The 16,253-nt window shown below is 60.7% G+C and carries 11 protein-coding genes; 4 read left to right on the top strand and 7 right to left on the bottom strand.

The genetic code is table 11. The annotated features are described in order from the left end of the window. The first annotated feature begins 274 nt into the window (after nucleotides 1-274). Entirely contained in the window at nucleotides 275-1,792 is a 1,518-nt protein-coding gene (locus GSF27_RS12060; RefSeq protein WP_160969376.1) for a hypothetical protein, read from the top strand. Between the two features lie 34 nt (nucleotides 1,793-1,826). After that, the gene (locus GSF27_RS12065; protein ID WP_160969378.1) at nucleotides 1,827-2,693 is read left to right on the top strand and encodes a DMT family transporter; all 867 of its coding nucleotides are present in this window, start codon (nucleotides 1,827-1,829) and stop codon (nucleotides 2,691-2,693) included. Nucleotides 2,694-2,734: 41 nt separating this feature from the next. Here GSF27_RS12065 and GSF27_RS12070 read toward each other — a convergent pair whose 3' ends face one another. The 5 genes from GSF27_RS12070 to GSF27_RS12090 all read right to left on the bottom strand — a co-directional run bounded on the left by GSF27_RS12070 (nucleotide 2,735) and on the right by GSF27_RS12090 (nucleotide 10,545). Continuing rightward, nucleotides 2,735-2,950: a dodecin gene (locus tag GSF27_RS12070; protein ID WP_160969380.1), complete on the bottom strand. Its 216-nt coding sequence runs from the start codon at nucleotides 2,948-2,950 to the stop codon at nucleotides 2,735-2,737. Nucleotides 2,951-3,030: 80 nt separating this feature from the next. Continuing rightward, entirely contained in the window at nucleotides 3,031-4,728 is a 1,698-nt protein-coding gene (gene dld / locus GSF27_RS12075) for a D-lactate dehydrogenase (protein ID WP_160969382.1), read from the bottom strand. A 445-nt stretch (nucleotides 4,729-5,173) separates the two neighbouring features. Continuing rightward, the gene (locus tag GSF27_RS12080) at nucleotides 5,174-8,335 is read right to left on the bottom strand and encodes an efflux RND transporter permease subunit (protein ID WP_160969384.1); all 3,162 of its coding nucleotides are present in this window, start codon (nucleotides 8,333-8,335) and stop codon (nucleotides 5,174-5,176) included. A 2-nt stretch (nucleotides 8,336-8,337) separates the two neighbouring features. Then, nucleotides 8,338-9,429 carry an efflux RND transporter periplasmic adaptor subunit gene (locus tag GSF27_RS12085; RefSeq protein ID WP_255493836.1) on the bottom strand — a complete coding sequence of 364 codons (1,092 nt, stop codon included), beginning with the start codon at nucleotides 9,427-9,429 and terminating at the stop codon, nucleotides 8,338-8,340. A gap of 117 nt (nucleotides 9,430-9,546) precedes the next feature. After that, on the bottom strand, nucleotides 9,547-10,545 hold the full coding sequence (locus GSF27_RS12090; RefSeq protein WP_202410427.1) for a 2-hydroxyacid dehydrogenase: 999 nt from the start codon (nucleotides 10,543-10,545) through the stop codon (nucleotides 9,547-9,549). A gap of 120 nt (nucleotides 10,546-10,665) precedes the next feature. Between GSF27_RS12090 and GSF27_RS12095 the strand changes: the two genes are divergently transcribed. Next, nucleotides 10,666-13,065: a fatty acid cis/trans isomerase gene (locus GSF27_RS12095; protein WP_160969388.1), complete on the top strand. Its 2,400-nt coding sequence runs from the start codon at nucleotides 10,666-10,668 to the stop codon at nucleotides 13,063-13,065. Nucleotides 13,066-13,218: 153 nt separating this feature from the next. Here the strand turns inward: GSF27_RS12095 and GSF27_RS12100 are convergent, their stop codons facing one another. After that, nucleotides 13,219-14,016: a universal stress protein gene (locus tag GSF27_RS12100; RefSeq protein WP_160969390.1), complete on the bottom strand. Its 798-nt coding sequence runs from the start codon at nucleotides 14,014-14,016 to the stop codon at nucleotides 13,219-13,221. A gap of 293 nt (nucleotides 14,017-14,309) precedes the next feature. On the opposite strand from GSF27_RS12100, the gene GSF27_RS12105 reads away from it, so the two are divergent. After that, a complete protein-coding gene (locus GSF27_RS12105) occupies nucleotides 14,310-14,555 on the top strand; it encodes a glutaredoxin domain-containing protein (protein WP_160969392.1) in 246 nt (81 codons plus the stop codon). A gap of 1 nt (nucleotide 14,556) precedes the next feature. On the opposite strand, the gene GSF27_RS12110 is transcribed toward GSF27_RS12105, so the two are convergent. Next, a complete protein-coding gene (locus GSF27_RS12110) occupies nucleotides 14,557-16,185 on the bottom strand; it encodes a peptide MFS transporter (protein ID WP_160969394.1) in 1,629 nt (542 codons plus the stop codon). Nucleotides 16,186-16,253: the final 68 nt, after the last annotated feature.

The following is a 16,253-nucleotide window of genomic DNA, read 5'->3' on the forward strand; positions in this document are numbered from 1 at the left end:
GATACACCGTCATCGCGAGGCGCGCCGTTTGCGCCGCGGCGATCTATGTGTGGCACGATCTGGTTGCGGAGTGAACATGGATTGCTTCGCTGCGCTCGCCATGACGGCGTGTTTGAGAAGATGTTTAATTCATACCCCGTCATCGCGAGGCGCGCAGTATGCGCCGCGGCGATCCATGTGTGGCACAGTCTGGTTACGGAGTGGTCGTGGATGGCGTCGCTGCGCTCGCCATGACGGTGCAATTTTTCACGCGGGAGAAAGACAGGAACGGGCAATGGCAAAAACCAGTCGCAAAATTCAGGTAGTGGCGTGTCTGCTGGGCAGTGTACTGGCAGGGAGTCCGCAACTGCTGCAGGCAGAACCGACGTTGCCCGCCGGCCTCTCCAGCGAGGAGCCATCCCTGCCGCAGGGCATCAACAGCAATGAGCCTGCGCTGCCGGCGGGTATGGGTAGCGGTGAACCGGACTTGCCTGCCGGCATGGACAGCAGTGAGCCGGCACTGCCGGACTTCGGTGCCGACAACAGCGGCGCTGGCAGTGACGATGGCTGGTCTGACTGGGGTGACTCGCCGGAGGAGGATGGCGGCAGCTGGTTCCATTACACCGGCTTTATTGAGGGCCGTGCCGGAACCCGCCTGCGTGATCCTGTTGAACAGCGCCACACCTCGCTGGCGGAGACCCGGGCCTCCATTTCTGTCGACAGCGACTGGCAGGGCTGGCACGGCCGGCTCACGGCCGACCTGCTTTACGATGATGTGGCGGACAGCCAGCAACTGGAACTGGAGGACGGCAAGGGTTGGCTCGATCTGCGTGAAGCGTGGGCCAGTCGCAGGCTGGGTGACAGTGCTGACCTTAAGGCCGGGCGTCAGATCCTGACCTGGGGTGTGGGTGACCTGGTGTTTATTAACGACCTGTTTCCCAAGGATTGGCAGAGCTTCCTCGCCGGTCGCGATGAGCAGTACCTGAAAGCACCTTCGGATGCGCTGCGTGTCGGTTTTTACAACGCTATCGCCAACGTCAACCTGATCTGGTCGCCGCGCTTTGACAGCGACCGTTACATCGGCGGTGAACGTCTCTCCTACTACAGCAGCGGTATGGGCGAAGTCGTGGGGCGCAATGCGGTAGTGTCGGTGGATAAACCCGATGACAGTGGTGACGATGAACTGGCCCTGCGTCTCTACCGACAGGTGAGCAGCTTTGAAGTGGCGGCTTACGCTTACGACGGTTACTGGAAGAGTCCAGCCGGTTTTGATCCGGCTACCGGATTGGCCACCTTTCCGTCACTGCGTGTCTACGGTGCCAGCGCCCGGGGACCGGTGGGAGCGGGTATCTTCAGTGCCGAGGTGGGCTACTACGATTCCCGTGACGACAGTGATGGCCGCGATCCCTGGGTCAACAACAGCGAGTGGCGCTGGTTGCTGGGCTATGAGTGGGAGCTGGTGAAAAACACCACTGTCGGTGTGCAGTATTACGTGGAGCAGTTGCAGGACTACAGCAATTACCGCGATTCACTTTTCCCCGGCCAGCCGGCGCGGGAGGAGAACCGTGAGGTGATGACCCTGCGCCTGACACACCTGGCCATGAACCAGAACCTGACCCTGAGCCTGTTCGCCTTCTACTCCCCCAGCGATCATGACAGCTACCTGCGCCCCAGCGTCAGCTACAAGCTCACTGACAACTGGTTGCTGGCCGGTGGTGTGAACCTGTTTGAAGGCGACAAGCCCTACACCTTCTTTGGTCAGTTCGAAAGCAACAGCAACGCCTGGCTGGCACTGCGCTATAGTTTTGATTGAGACTTCACTGATCCGGCGTTGAGAGGGGCAACCTATGTCGGCGAAGCAACACCCGTTGCGGCTTTCCCTTTTGATTGCCCTGGCGATGCTGGCCTTTGCCGGTAACTCGCTGCTCTGTCGCGCGGCGCTGGCGGGTACCACTATCGATCCGGCCGCGTTTACCGCGCTGCGCCTTTTCTCCGGTGCCCTGACCCTGTGGTTGCTGGTGCTGATGCACCAGCGGCAGTGGCGACCGGGTGGTAACTACCGCTCGGCGCTGGCCCTGTTCGCTTACGCCGCCGCTTTCTCTTTCGCCTATACCCATCTGTCGGCAGCCACCGGGGCGTTGTTACTGTTCGGTGCAGTGCAGACCACCATGATCGGTTTCGCCCTCTGGCAGGGAGCGCGTTTTAACGGACTGCAAACCCTGGGTGTGGGGTGTGCCCTGGCAGGACTGGTTGGGCTGTTGCTGCCGGGATTGTCCGCGCCGCCACTGCTGCAGGGACTGTTGATGGTGAGTGCCGGTGTGGCCTGGGGTATCTATTCGCTGCGCGGTCGCGGCGCCACCAATGCCACCGGTGACACGGCCGGCAATTTTGTCCGCGCGCTGCCCATGGCGCTGCTGTTGTGCCTGCTGTGGCGAGATCAACTGCAGTGGGATTTACCGGGCGCCGGCTACGCCATAGCCTCCGGTGCGCTGGCGTCAGGCCTGGGTTATGCCATCTGGTACGCGGTGTTGCCCTCGCTGCAGGCGGCCACGGCCGCCACCCTGCAGTTGAGTGTGCCGGTGATTACCGCGGTGCTGGGTGTGTTGTTGCTGGACGAGCCTCTTTCCCTGCGCCTGCTGCTGGCATCCATCGCCATACTCGGCGGCGTGGCGCTGTTTATCTGGCAGGGGCGCGTCGTGGCTGCACAGCGGTAAAGCCGCTGCAGGTTATCCGCCATGGTTTACAGTAGCCGGTGTCAGCTGCCTTCAATCCGGAAACCAATTTTCAGGGTTACCTGATAGTGGGCCACCTGCCCGTTTTTGATGTGCCCCCGGGTTTCGGTCACCTCAAACCAATCCATATTCTTGACACTTTTGTCACACTCGGCGATGGCATTGCTGATGGCGTCTTCGATACTGGTGAGGGACGACCCCACCATTTCAATTTTTTTGTAGGTGTGGTGATTGGACATCTCTGAGCTCCCTGTTCGTTGATCTCTCAGGGGTAGTATAGGTCAGCCCCGCGATTCTTCCGGCGCCGTGTCAGTCCATGTCAGCAGCAACCGTACTGCCGCTGTTTGGACATCTTGCCAATGCCGGGATTGAAGGTGTTGGTGGGGTCCAGCGACTGATAGTGTGCCTGCATGTCTGCTGCCGCTTCGTAGAGGTGGCCGACATTGTGCTCCGCTGGGAACTCCGCGCCGCGACTTTTCTGAAGTGCCAGCAGTTCCGCTTTCACCTCATGGGGGCAGTAACCCTTGCGCACCAGATAGTCCTGGTGGAAGACGTGGCAGAAGAAGTGGCCGTAGTAGAGCGGCGGCAATAACTTCTCCTGCAGCGATAGCGGCAGCTCTTCCCGCCACTGTTGGCAATTGCGTGGCAGGGCGATGTCCAGCGCCACCAGATCTTCCACCGTATCGGCGTGCATCTGCTGGTAGCGGATAGCCGCACCAGCGACGGCGAAGCGGTGCAGGGTTGCCCTGGCGGCCTCGTCGCTGTCACAGGTCAGGTAGTCCGCCTCAGCGGTATTACCGCTCCAGTGTTGCTGCAAAAATTGCTGTAGTTCATTGATGCCTTCCCCCGCCATTTTGATCAGCAGGTGGTGCTCAAAGCGCTGGTGAAAATCCAGCAGGCGCGGCGGCAGTTGTTCGGGAAAGCAACGCGACAGCCACTGCAGCAGTTTGTCCGGCAGCTCTTTCGGCAACAGCGGCAGCTGGTTGAGCAGGTCGGTGCACCAGGCCTTGGTGGAAAACAGTTTTGGCATCACGCCGGTGCCCAGCTTGTGGATGGCGAGGAAGGTGTCCTTGCCGTAGTCCCGCGCTACGGCGAAGGCGGTGCGATGGATATACTCGGCCACCACCGGCAGGTGTTTAAACTGCTGCAGCATCTGCTGGCGCAAGAGGGTGAGCTGGTGGGGATCGTTGGTGCCCAGGTAAAACACCTGCTCCTGTGGGTTACTCCCGAAGGTATCCAGTCGCACGGCAAATACCGCCAGCTTGCCGGCGCAGCCACTGGCTTCAAAGAGTCGCCGGGGATCGGCATTAAAGCGGGCAGGGGATTCGGCAGTGGTGTCCCGTACCCGCTGCTGGTACTCACTATCAGAGGCCATCCTGTCGGACGCGGGCGCACTCTGGTCTGCAGGCATGCGATCCAGCTGTTGCAGGGTGGATCGGGGGTCATCACCCAGCTCAATGCCCAGGTGATTGACCAGCTGTAGCTGCCCCTGCTCATCGACACGGGCGAAGAGTGCCAGCTCGGTGTAGGCGGGACCGCGCTGGATCAGGGCGCCGCCGGAGTTATTGGCAATGCCGCCGATCACCGAGGCGCCGATACAGGAGGAGCCAATCACCGAATGCGGCTCGCGTCCCAGTGGCCGCAGGGCATTCTCAAGCTGGAACAACGAAGTACCGGGGAAGGCCAGCACCTGCCGGCCCTGGTTCAGCAGCACCAGCTTCTGCAGGCGCCGGGTGCTGATAATCACCACCGGCCGGTCGTAGTCGTGACCACTGGGGCTGGAGCCTTCGGTAAGGCCGGTATTGGCCGCCTGCATTATGACAATCGCCCCTGCCTCGACGCAGGCCTGCAGCACTTGCCACTGCATCCACAGGGAGGTGGGAAAGACCACCGCCAGGGCTTCGCCCTCGCCGGAGCGGAAGCCGCTGCGGTAGAAGCGGGTGCGTCTTGCCGAGGTAAGCACCTGTGACTTGCCGGCGATCTGTATCAGGGTTTCTGCTAGCGGGTGTGGGTTCATGGAGTGCGGCACTGCGGAGGATTGTCTGCTGTGCAGGATAGCAGAGGCAGGCAGTGGCGCCTGCCCGACGATTGTCTAAAGCAGCAGAAATGAATCCCTTTCTGGTACCTGATGCACTGGAGAACGTTGGTTACCAACCATCGTCATCCCCGCGCCCGATCGTCATCCCACCGCCCGATCGTCATCCTCGCGCCTAAAGTCATCTTCACACCCAAGGTCATCCCCGCGAAGGCGGGGGATCCATGGAGTTATGAATTTGTGGCGTTCCACATCACTCCGTCATCCCCGCGAAGGCGGGGATCCATGAAGTTATGAATTTGTGGCGTTCCACATCATTCCGTCATCCCCGCGAAGGCGGGGATCCATGGCGCCGGTCAAGGTCTGGATTCCCGCCTTCGCGGGAATGACTTATACCTTGGTTGGCGGCTTGGGGGGGTGGCTCTGATCAGATTTTCTGCCGCCGCTGCATATACTCCAGCACCGCCGCGGTCAGCGCCGGCAGCATGGTCAGCGTCACCACCGTGGCGCCGATGATGCCGAACATCACAATCGCTCCCACACCGCGATAGAGCTCGGTACCAGCCCCGGGAATCAGCACCAGTGGAGCCAGCCCGAATAGGGTGGTGATGGTGGACATGGTGATGGGGCGCAGGCGGGTATCCACCGCTTCGTTGACGGCGGCAATGGCATCCATACCGTTGTCCCGAACATTCTCCACCGCCCGGTGCACGATAAGGATGGGGTTGTTGACCACGGTGCCCATAAGGATCAGGAAACCCAGCATGGAGATCATGTCAAACGGCTGCACAATGGCCGCCAGCCCCACCCAGGGCAACAGGCCACCCACCGCATTGAGCAGCCACAGCCCCACAATGCCACCGGCAATGCCCAGGGGGATGGAGGTCATGATCAGCAGCGGGTAACCCCAGTGGCTGAAGATGGCCACCAGCAGCAGGTAGATAATGAACAGCGCCACCAGATAGTTGCTGGTGAGTGCGCTGCGGGTGGCATCCAGCTGGTCTGCAGCACCGGAGATGGAGATGCTCACTCCGGCGGGAATCTGCCCCTGGTCGCGCAGGTAGCTCACCACTTCCGTGCGCACGATCCCGACGCCGCTCTCCAGTGCTACCGAACGCGGCGGGATAATGTTCAGGGTGACTGTGCGGTTGCCGTTCACGCGACGCACCATGGCGGTATCCACGCTCTCGCGGATCTCCGCCAGGGCGCTCAGCGGCAGGATGGTGCCGTTGGGGGTGTAGATGGGCAGTTGCGGCAGGGATTCCAGTTGCGCGTCCTGGCCCACGGTGCTGTATAGGTAGATATCGATCTTGTCATCACCGAGGAAGAACTCATCCACGTAGCTGCCATCGGTGAGGGCGGAAACGGTAAAGCCCAGCTCCTCGGCAGACAGGCCTACTTCCGCCGCCCGCTGCCAGTGCGGGCGTATCTCCACCATGGGCTGGGCCATAGTGAGGGAGTTGGGGCTGGTCTGGATGCGGGGGTTGTCGAACACCTCGCCGGCGCGGCGGTAGGCGGCCATGGCGACACTGAAGATGGTCTCCAGGTCCGGGCCGGCGATGTCCAGGTTAATACTGCGGGTACCGCCGTCGTTGCTGGTGATGATGGAGCCGCGGGCGGCAAAGGCGCGCATACCCGGGTACTGCAGGAACTTCGCCGTGAGGGCATCCATAAAGGCTTCAATATCGGCCGCGTCCGTGGGTTCGGCAATCACCCGCACCATGAAGGGGTAGACCCAGACATTGAAATACTTGATGGATGGCACCGGATCGTCGCCACGACGGAAGGCCTGCGGATCCGTGCCGGTGTAGTTGAGAAAATAGGCCTGCAGTTCGTCGCCAATCTCCTGCATGGTATCCAGGTTGTAGCCCGGCGGCGCCGACATGGTGGCGAATACCTTGGGTTCCTCCCCTTCCGGCAGGTACTCCGCCGGTGGTGTCAGCAGGGCGATAATAGCGGCGCTGATGACCACGGTAATGCCGATACAGGTGAAGCGACGTTTGCGGTCAGCCACCAGCCAGTGCACGCCATCGAGAGTGTGGGCCCGCAGCCATAATCCCAGTTGATGGGCGCGTCCATTGGGCTGGCTGTTCTCCTCCGGCAGCAGGTGTTTGAGGCGCGCGGCGGCAGTGGGCAGGATGGTGATCGCCACCAGCATGGAGGCGAGAATGGCGGACGAGATGGCGATGGCAATATCGGAGTAGAGCTGGCCGGCCTCCTCTTTTACAAACGCCACCGGCAGGAACACCAGCACTGTGGTCATGGTGGAGGCAAAGACTGCCGGCCACACATTTTTCACACCGGCGACCGCCGCCTGCACCCGGTTAAGCCCGCGGCGCAGTTCCAGCTCAATGCTCTCCAGTACCACGATACTGTTGTCCAGTGTCATGCCAATGGCAAAGGCGATACCCGCCAGTGAGATGACGTTGATGGTACGCCCCATCACCAGCAGGCCAAAGAAGGCCACAATGATACAGATGGGGATGCCCATGACGCCGATGGCGGTGGTACGCAGCGAACGCAGGAACAGGAACATCACACCAATGGCCAGCAGGCTGCCCAGGGCCAGGTTCTGCCAGACGTTGGCGACGGACTCCTCCACATAGTGCACGTCGTCGGCGATGTGGGTGATCTGCATGCCCGCCGGTTGCAGCACGTCGTGATTGATCAGCGCCACTTCCGCCAGCATATCCCGCTTGATATCAATGACATTGGCACCGGCGTCTTTCATCGACATGACAAAAATATTGGGGTCGCCGTTGTAAAACGCCGACGCGCTTTTCTCGAAGTGATCCAGTTGTACGGTGGCCACGTCCTGCAGCCGGATAATGGCGTCGCCGCGGCGGGCGAGGATCAGTTGTTGCAGCTCCTCCATGTCTTCAAAGCGACCCACGGTGCGCAGCAGGAACTGGCGTTTGCCGGACTTGATGTCGCCGCCGGAGCGGTCGCGGTTGCGTTTGCGTATGGCGTCGCGCACATCGCTCAACGACAGCTGGCGCTGTGCCAGTCGTGCCGGGTCCACCAGAATCTGGATCTGCCGTTCCGCCCCTCCACGCAAGGCGATCTCGGACACCCCCTGGACCTGCGACATACGGGTTTTGACGTTGTCTTCGATGAAGTCCAGCATCAGGTCCATGTCCAGCTGCTTCGGGTTGCCGGGCAGGGGGGTGATACCGAAAAACATAAACGGGTTGCTGGAGAAGGAGTTGGCGTAGATGCGGGGTTGGTCCACCGCCTCTGGGTAAGAGGGCACCTGGCTGAGGGCGTTGTTAACCCGGATCAGCATCTCGGTGATGTCGGTGCCGAAGGGAAATTCCAGTTCGATCTCTGCCATGCCGGTGCTGGCGGTGGCTTCAATGCGTGACAGGTTGGGCAGGGTGCGCAGGTACTCTTCCTGCTCGATCAGGATCTCTTTCTCCACATCCTGAGGGGTGGCACCGGGCCAGATGGTGCGGATGCTGATGACCCGCACATCCAGGTCGGGAATCATCTGCACCGGAATGCGGGTGGCGGCCAGTATGCCCAGCACACAGACGATGAGGACAACGACGGTGGTGAGAATGCCGCGCTTGATAATGGCTTCAAACATGCTCAGCTACCACTGCTGCCGTTGGTGACCCGTACCTTCTGTCCCGCGCGCAGGGCTTCGTTGCCGCGCACCACCACCTGTGCCGATGGCTGCAGGTCACTCTCGATCTCCACCAGCCCCGAGAAGGCCTGGCCCAGTTTGACCACGTGCAGGCGGGCCACCTTGTCCCCGCCATCGTCCTCCACGGTCCACACCACCACACGTCCGTCCGGGTAGCGCAGGATGGCATCGCGGGGTACCACCAGGTTCTGCCGCTGCGCCGGGATTTGCAGTGCCGCAATCACGGACATGCCCGGTATGATGCGTTTGTCCGTGGTTTCCGGGACTGCCCGCAGCAGGAAGGTACGGGCGCCGGGACTGCTGACCGGCACAATGGTGACAACCCGGGCTGGCAGCAGGGCATTCTGCAGTGCCGGCAGCTTCACTTCGACGCGGCTGTCCGGATGCAGCAGCGACAGGTAATCCTCGGCCACGGCAAAATCGAAACGCAGGTTATCGGCGGCCACCAGCTCCAGCACACCGGCACCGGGGTTCACCCACTCGCCCACTTCCGCCAGCTTGCGACTGACAACACCGGTAAAGGGGGCACGCAGCTGGTGTTTGCCCAACAGCGCCTGTTGGTAACCGGCTTCGGCAGCGGCCTGTTCCACCGCTGCCTGGTTGACTTCGGTTTCCGCCTCCAGGTCACGCACCACGGTTTCCGCAATGGTTTTCTGGGGTGCCAGGCGTCTGGCCTCCGCCAGCCGGCGTTTGGCATCGGCCAGTGAGGTCTGTGCCTGTTTCAGTTTCGCCTGGGCGCTCTGCCATTGCAGTTGCGCCAGCTCGTCATCCAATTGCACCAGCAGGTCGTTGGCGGTCACGCGGCTGCCCTCGTCGGCATTGACAGCGGTAATCAGGCCGCTGGTGGCGGCTGACAGTCTGGCGACCTGCGGGGAGGTGACCGTGCCGGTGATCGTCACCTGCTGGTGGATGGCACGCATTTGCACCGGCGCGGTGGTAACAGGTACGGGCGCCTGGGCGCCGGAGGGGGCGCTGAATGCGAGCGCGAAAAATGTGAGAACGCCTGCCGGAAGGGCAGCGAATCGATAAATCATGAGAGTTCCGGAAACAGCGGTGCAAAGGGAATGGTACTTATAGCACGTTCACCCCGGAGCTGAAATTCCACCTTGGTTAAGATCTGTTGCTCCTGTGATGTTGCGTGGATACGTATTTCAGAGACAGCACACCTGGTTGGTCAACTGCCGCCCGGCAAAGAAGTCGTCAATATTCTGTAACGTCGTCTCCGCAATATTGTGCAGCGCTTCGCGGGTAAAAAATCCCTGATGGGAGGTGATGAGAACATTGGGAAAGGTCAGTAGCCTTGCCAGCGTGTCATCGGTGATGGGATTGAGTGAGCGGTCTTCAAAAAAGTAATCCGCCTCCTCTTCGTAGACGTCGAGCCCGGCGCTGCCGATGCGATCTGCCTTCAGGGCTGTGATCAGTGCTTTGGTGTCGATCAGTTTGCCGCGCCCGGTGTTGATGATCATCACGCCGGCTTTCATCTGTGCGATGGCGTTGTTGTCGATCAGGTGAAATGTCTCCGGAGTCAGTGGGCAGTGCAGGGAGATAAGATCTGACTGTCGGTACAGCTCCGCCAGTGTGGTGTAGGTGAACCCCAGGCGGGCGGCGAGTTCGCTGTTCTGCTGTGGGTCATAGGCCAGCACCTGCATGCCGAAACCGTTAAGGATGCTGATCAGGCATTGGCCTATCTGGCCGGTGCCGATGACGCCGGCCACCTTGCCGTGCAGGTCAAACCCCAGCAGGCCGTTGATGGAGAAGTTGCCGTCGCGGGTGCGGTTGTAGGCTTTGTGGGTGTGACGGTTGAGGGTCAGGATCAGGGCGGCGGCGTGTTCCGCCACCGCGTAGGGGGAGTAGCCGGGCACCCGCACGACGGTCAGGTCAGTGCCCGCCGCGTGCAGGTCCACGTTGTTGTAACCGGCGCAGCGCATGGCCAGCAGGCGCACCCCCTGTTGTTTGAGCTGATGGATGACTTCGGCATCAATGGTGTCATTTACAAAGGCGCACACCACCTGATGGCCCTGGCTGAGACTCACAGTGTCAGCGTTGAGGTGTGTCTCCAGCCAGGAGATGTGCAGGCCGAAACGTTTGTTGGCCTGGTTGAAGGAGATGCGGTCGTAGGGTTTGCAATCGTAAAAGGCAATTCTGATCATGATACGTCTCCCGGTTTGCCGATCGCAGATCAGTACTATTCTGTATTAATCATAGACTTAAATGTAGTATCAGGGCTCTTTGTCAGGGCAGTTGGATGGGTGGACAGGGTGTTGAAACGCATGAGGGAGTTTACCTGGGCGGCCGTCAGGCGTAGCAGGAAAACCGGTCGCCTGCTGTTGTTAAGCCTGTTGATGTCCGGCTGCGCCCTGTGGGCGGCGGCGGACCTGAACAACCGGTTCGGGGCGCAGCATACCGTTGAGCGGGAGGTGGCGCTGGACTCGGAGTGGGGGCGCTATTACCGGCAGCAGGTGCAGCCGGTACTGGAGAGCCGCTGTGTGGTCTGCCACGGCTGCTACGACGCGCCCTGCCAGCTGAAACTCTCCTCCCCGGAAGGCATTGACCGCGGCGCCAGCAAGGACAAAGTGTACGACGGTCGCCGTCTGCTGGAGGCGACCCCCGGCCGCCTGGGTATCGACGCCCCCAATACCGAAGCCTGGCGCAGCAAGGGATTTTACCCGGTGCTTAACGAACGCTCGCAGGAGATCGCCGCGCATCGCGAGGCCAGCGTCCTGTATCGTATGCTGGAGCTCAAGCAGCAACATCCCTTAACCACAGACGCCCTGTTGCCCGACACTATAACGACGGGTATCGGCCGCGAAGAACAGTGCCCGCGGCTGGAGGAGTTTGACAGTTTCAGCAGCAGCTACCCGCAGTGGGGTATGCCCTACGGCTTGCCCGGCCTGAACCCCAAAGAGCAGCAGGCCATCACCCGCTGGCTGGAGGCCGGTGCCCCGCTGCCTGAAGCGGCGCCGCTGTCCCGGGCCCAGCAGCAGCAGGTGGACAGCTGGGAGGCCTTTCTCAACCAGGACAGTCTCAAGGGGCAGCTGGTAGGGCGTTACATCTACGAGCACCTCTTCCTCAGCCATATCTATTTTAACGATGCCGGCAGTGGTGATGAGACGGCACAGCAGGTGTTCCGCCTGGTGCGCTCCTACACTCCGCCTGGCGACCCGATTCGCATCGTGGCAACCCGTCGCCCCTACGATGATCCGGGGGCACCTGTCTGGTACCGGTTGCAGCTGGATCGTGCGACACCTTTGACCAAGACCCGCATGCCCTATGCCTTCAACAGCAAGCGGCGCTCGCAGTGGCAGCAGTGGTTCTTCGAAACCGGGTACAAGGTTACCCGATTGCCTTCCTACGAGCCGGCTACCGCCAGCAATCCTTTCAAGACCTTCCGCGAGCTGCCGGTGCAGTCGCGCTATCGGTTTATGCTGGAAGAGGCGGAGTACACCATCAACGGTTTTATCAAGGGGCCGGTGTGTCGCGGGCAGATTGCGCTTAATGTGATTCGCGATCGCTTCTGGGTTTTATTTGTGAGTCCGGAGCTGATTGATCCTGCCGAGTCCGCAGAGTTTCTGGCGGAGCACAGTGACCTGCTGGTACTGCCGGCGGAGTCGGAGAGTAACCTGCGGCCAGTGGGCAACTGGCTCAACTATTCCGAAAAGCACAAGCAGTACCTGGTGGCGAGGAGCGAGTTTGTTGATCAACAGCTGAGTAATGCCAGTCGCCAGATCGACACGTCGATTATCTGGGACGGGGATGGCACTAACAGCAATGCCGCCCTGACGGTCTTTCGCCACTTCGATTCCGCGACGGTAGTGCGGGGACTGGTGGGAGATGATCCGCAGACTACCTGGGTGATCAGCTATCCGGTACTGGAGCGCATTCACTACCTGCTGGTGGCGGGTTTTGATGTCTACGGCAATGTGTCCCACCAGCTGCTGACACGGCTGTATATGGACTTCCTGCGTATGGAGAGCGAATTCCAGTTTCTTGCCCTGTTGCCCAGGGCTGAGCAGCAGAAACAGTGGCGCCACTGGTACCGGGATACCGACAGTGAAGTGAAAGATTTTGTGCTGCGCCTCGGTGATCACCTGTCGCACGAGACCGCCGTGGTCTACAAAACCGATAACCCCAAACATGAACTCTATGGTGAGATACGCAAACGCTTGAGCGGGGTGCTGGATAACACCTACTCACTGGAAAAACCGACTGTTCCGGCCAGCCAGCGGCACTGGTTGCAGAAGATAGCGACACTGGGCTATCCGGCACTCGGCGAGTTGCCGCAGATGACTATCCTGAGCGTGGAGGACAGCAAAGGAACCCTGCATCTCTACACTGTACTGCGTGACAACGCCCACTCCAATATTGTCAGTCTGCTGGATGAGTCGTCCAACCGCCTGCCGAAGGAGGATCGTCTTACCGTGGCAGCCGGTGTGTTGGGCGCTTACCCGTCCGCTTTCTGGGCGATCAGAGAGTCGCAGCTGCCGGAACTGGTGGAGGACCTCTCCCGGCTGCGCAGCGCCGATGACTACGCCCACTTCATGAGCCGCTACGGCGTGCGCCGCACTGCCGCCAACTTCTGGCAGCACAGCGACCGCGTGCATCAGCGTATGCGCGAGCTGCAACCGATCAACTATGGCCTGCTCGACTACAACCGTCTGGAAAATCGCTGACAACCTGCCGGACAGACAAAAAGAAAGGGCCGTTGACGTTACATCAACGGCCCTTAATTTTTGAGTACCTAGTACCTAGTACCTAGTACCTAGTACCTAGTACCTAGTACCTAGTACCTAGTACCTAGTACCTAGTACCTAGTACCTGTTTTTTTAAATCATCAAAATGTCCCGATTCATACGCTCACTGATCTTCTCGATCATGTTGCCGCGCAGGGCGCCTTTCCAGCCCTTGCGCTGCTTACTGGCAATCAGGGTCAGGTCGGCATCAATCTCTTCGGCAACGCCACAGATCACGTCGTCGGGCTCACCCAGTTTGACGTGGATGTTCTCGTTGGCAATGCCGGTCATGTTGGCGATACGACTGCGGTCGGGGAAGTTCATGGAGTCGTTGTAAGCGTTCACGGCGTGCACCTCGAGGCCGAAGATCTCACCGAATTTCTTGCCGATCTCGGCGATGCGCTGGTTACGTTCGTCGTAAGTCTCATCCTGCAATTTGAAGGCGCACAGCAGTTTGCCGGAGTGCTGGCGTGGACCAACCGGGGCCAGCAGAACGGAGTTGGTGGCTTCGCGCAGCAGTTTCCAGCGTTCGTCACTGAAGCGGCTGGCGCTGCTGGTGTCGTACTGGGGCACGATGGACAGGGTGGGCTGCACACTGTGGCTGGCTTCCAGGATCACATCGTTGAAGCTCGGGCCCCAGCCCATCACCACCGAATGCTCGATGTTGGGCTTGGTCAGCAGGCGGGTGTAGATGTTCTCCTTGACCCAGGCGCTGTCACACAGGACGGCACCGGCCTTGGCGGTGGTGGTTTCGCTGGAGTTAAGCAGGAACACCATCTTTACCCGGGCGCCGTTGAAGGCACGGTCGGCCAGCAGCAGTGCCCGATCCAGTGCCGGATGCTCGTTTTTACTGGGATCGATGACGATCAGCACGGTAACCTGGTGTTCCATAGTGTGGTATCTCCGAATATTGCGTTGTGTATTATTAATTCTAGTCAGGTGCGGGTGCCGCGCATTGACGCACGTCATGGGGAGCTGTGCATCAGTCGGCGCCGCCGACGGGTCTCGCTAGGATAAAGCAATTAATCCCTGCTGCACACACGCAAGCCTGTCACCCTCAGTGACCTGGATTCTGTCATTTAAGGTTTTACCTATCATTCGGACAGGAATAATCGATTTTATCTATTCCGGGCCGGGGCCTAATCTGTGCAGTAGTTAATCAATCACTGCAACGGAGGTTGCCCATGAGTCGCTACACAGTATTCGGTCACGATCAGTGCGGTTTCTGCCGCCGCGCCAAGGAAGTTCTGGAGAGCCGCGGCCTGCCCTTCCGCTACGTCAACATCCACGACGAGGGAATCAGCAAGGCGGACCTGTCGAAGACCGTGGGTCACGAGGTGACTACCGTGCCGCAGATCTTTCACGGCCAGAACTACGTCGGCGGCTTTGATGCCCTGACGGTCTACCTGGCAACGGAAGCCGCTGCCTGAATCAGCGAGTGCCGTGCATACCGCGGCGCAGCAGCGGTGACAGCAGTAGCAGCAGGACGCCAATGGCGAGGCCGGCCCACATCAGGTACTCGTAGAGCTGGGCGTAACTGCTGAGGGCCGCGCTGAGGTTTTCCGCTTCGGTGCCGCGGCTGTCTATCGCTGCCAGCTTGCCCATATTGGTGGCCACTATCTGGGACAGGGCGGTGGCCAGGAACCAGGTACCCATGCTCACGCCCACCACCCGCGGGATGGAGAGCTTGGTGACTGCCGACAGCCCCACTGGCGACAGGCACAGCTCGCCGGTGGTGTGCAGCAGGTAGGCCAGCATCAGCCACACCATGGCCACGCGACCGTCCTCACCGGCCATTGAGATACCCATCACCAGAGCGCCAAACCCCAGCCCGGCCTGAATGATACCCAGGCCAAATTTCACCGGCACCGAGGGCTCCAGGCCGCGGCGACTGAGCCAGATCCAGAGACTGGCCAGCAGTGGTGCCAGGGTAATAATGAACAGCGGGTTGAGGGAGCCAAACATGGAGGCGCGCACTTCGCCGTCGCCAAGGCTGCGATCCACCACCCGGTCGGCAAACAGCGTCATGCTGCCGGCGGACTGCTCGAACAGGGACCAGAAAACCACCGAGGAGGCGATCAGCACCATCAGCACCAGGGTGCGGTGCAGGTCTTCACGGGATCCCTTCAGCAGGGCGTAGAGCGGCAGGCCGGAGAGCGCCAGCAGTAACAGTAGTTGCTGGATGTTCAGTACCACGTCCTTGTTCTGCACCAGCAGCCACACCAGCCCGAGAAACAGCAGGCCGCCGAGATAGATGGCGCTTTCCCGCGTCAGCGGGCCGGCAACGGGGCGGCGCAGCATCTCCGGGTCCCGTGGCTCCGCCAGGCCGCGCAGGTATTTCTGGCCGTGCAGAAAAGAGATCAGTCCCGCCAGCATGCCCACACCGGCGGCGCCAAAACCGTAGCCCCAGCCGAAGGTCTCTCCCAGCCAGCCACACAGCAGGATGGCGACAAAGGCACCCAGGTTGATGCCCATGTAGAAGATGGTAAAGCCGCTGTCACGACGAGGGTCGTCCTTGCCATAGAGCTGGCCGACGATGGTGGAGATGTTGGGTTTGAGAAAGCCCACCCCGACAGCGATCAGGGCCAGTGCCAGGAAGAAGATCTTCAGCCCGGCCACATCCTGAATCACCACATCGTTCTGCAGCAGGGTACCGGCTGCCAGCAGGGTGCCGTCATTGAGTTGCAGGTCGGCGTTGAGCAGGGTGCCGGCGCTGTAGAGCTGTGCGGCCTGCCCCTCCCACGCCATCAACAGGTGGCCGGCGGAGAGCAGCAGGCCGCCGAATACCACTGCCTTGCGCATCCCCAGCCAGCGATCGGCCACGGCACCGCCAATCACCGGCAGGGCGTAGACCAGGCCGGCGTAGGCGCCGAGCACGTTGTAGGCGGCGGCGTCGGTAAACAGGTGGTATTTGGTCAGGTAGAGCAGCAGCAGGAACTTCATGCCGTAGAAGGAGAAGCGCTCCCACATTTCGGTAGTGAAACAGACGTAGAGCCCCTTGGGGTGGCCAAACAGGTCGTCGCGGTGTAACGGGTGGGCGGGGATTGATGCGTTGGTCATGGAAGTCCGTCTGCAAGGGTGGGGAGAAGGCAGACTTTGAGAATGTCACAGGCGCCAGCAGATGCCAA

It is taken from the genome of Pseudomaricurvus sp. HS19 (assembly GCF_009857815.1).
In the GTDB taxonomy this organism is placed as follows: Bacteria; Pseudomonadota; Gammaproteobacteria; order Pseudomonadales; family Cellvibrionaceae; genus Pseudomaricurvus.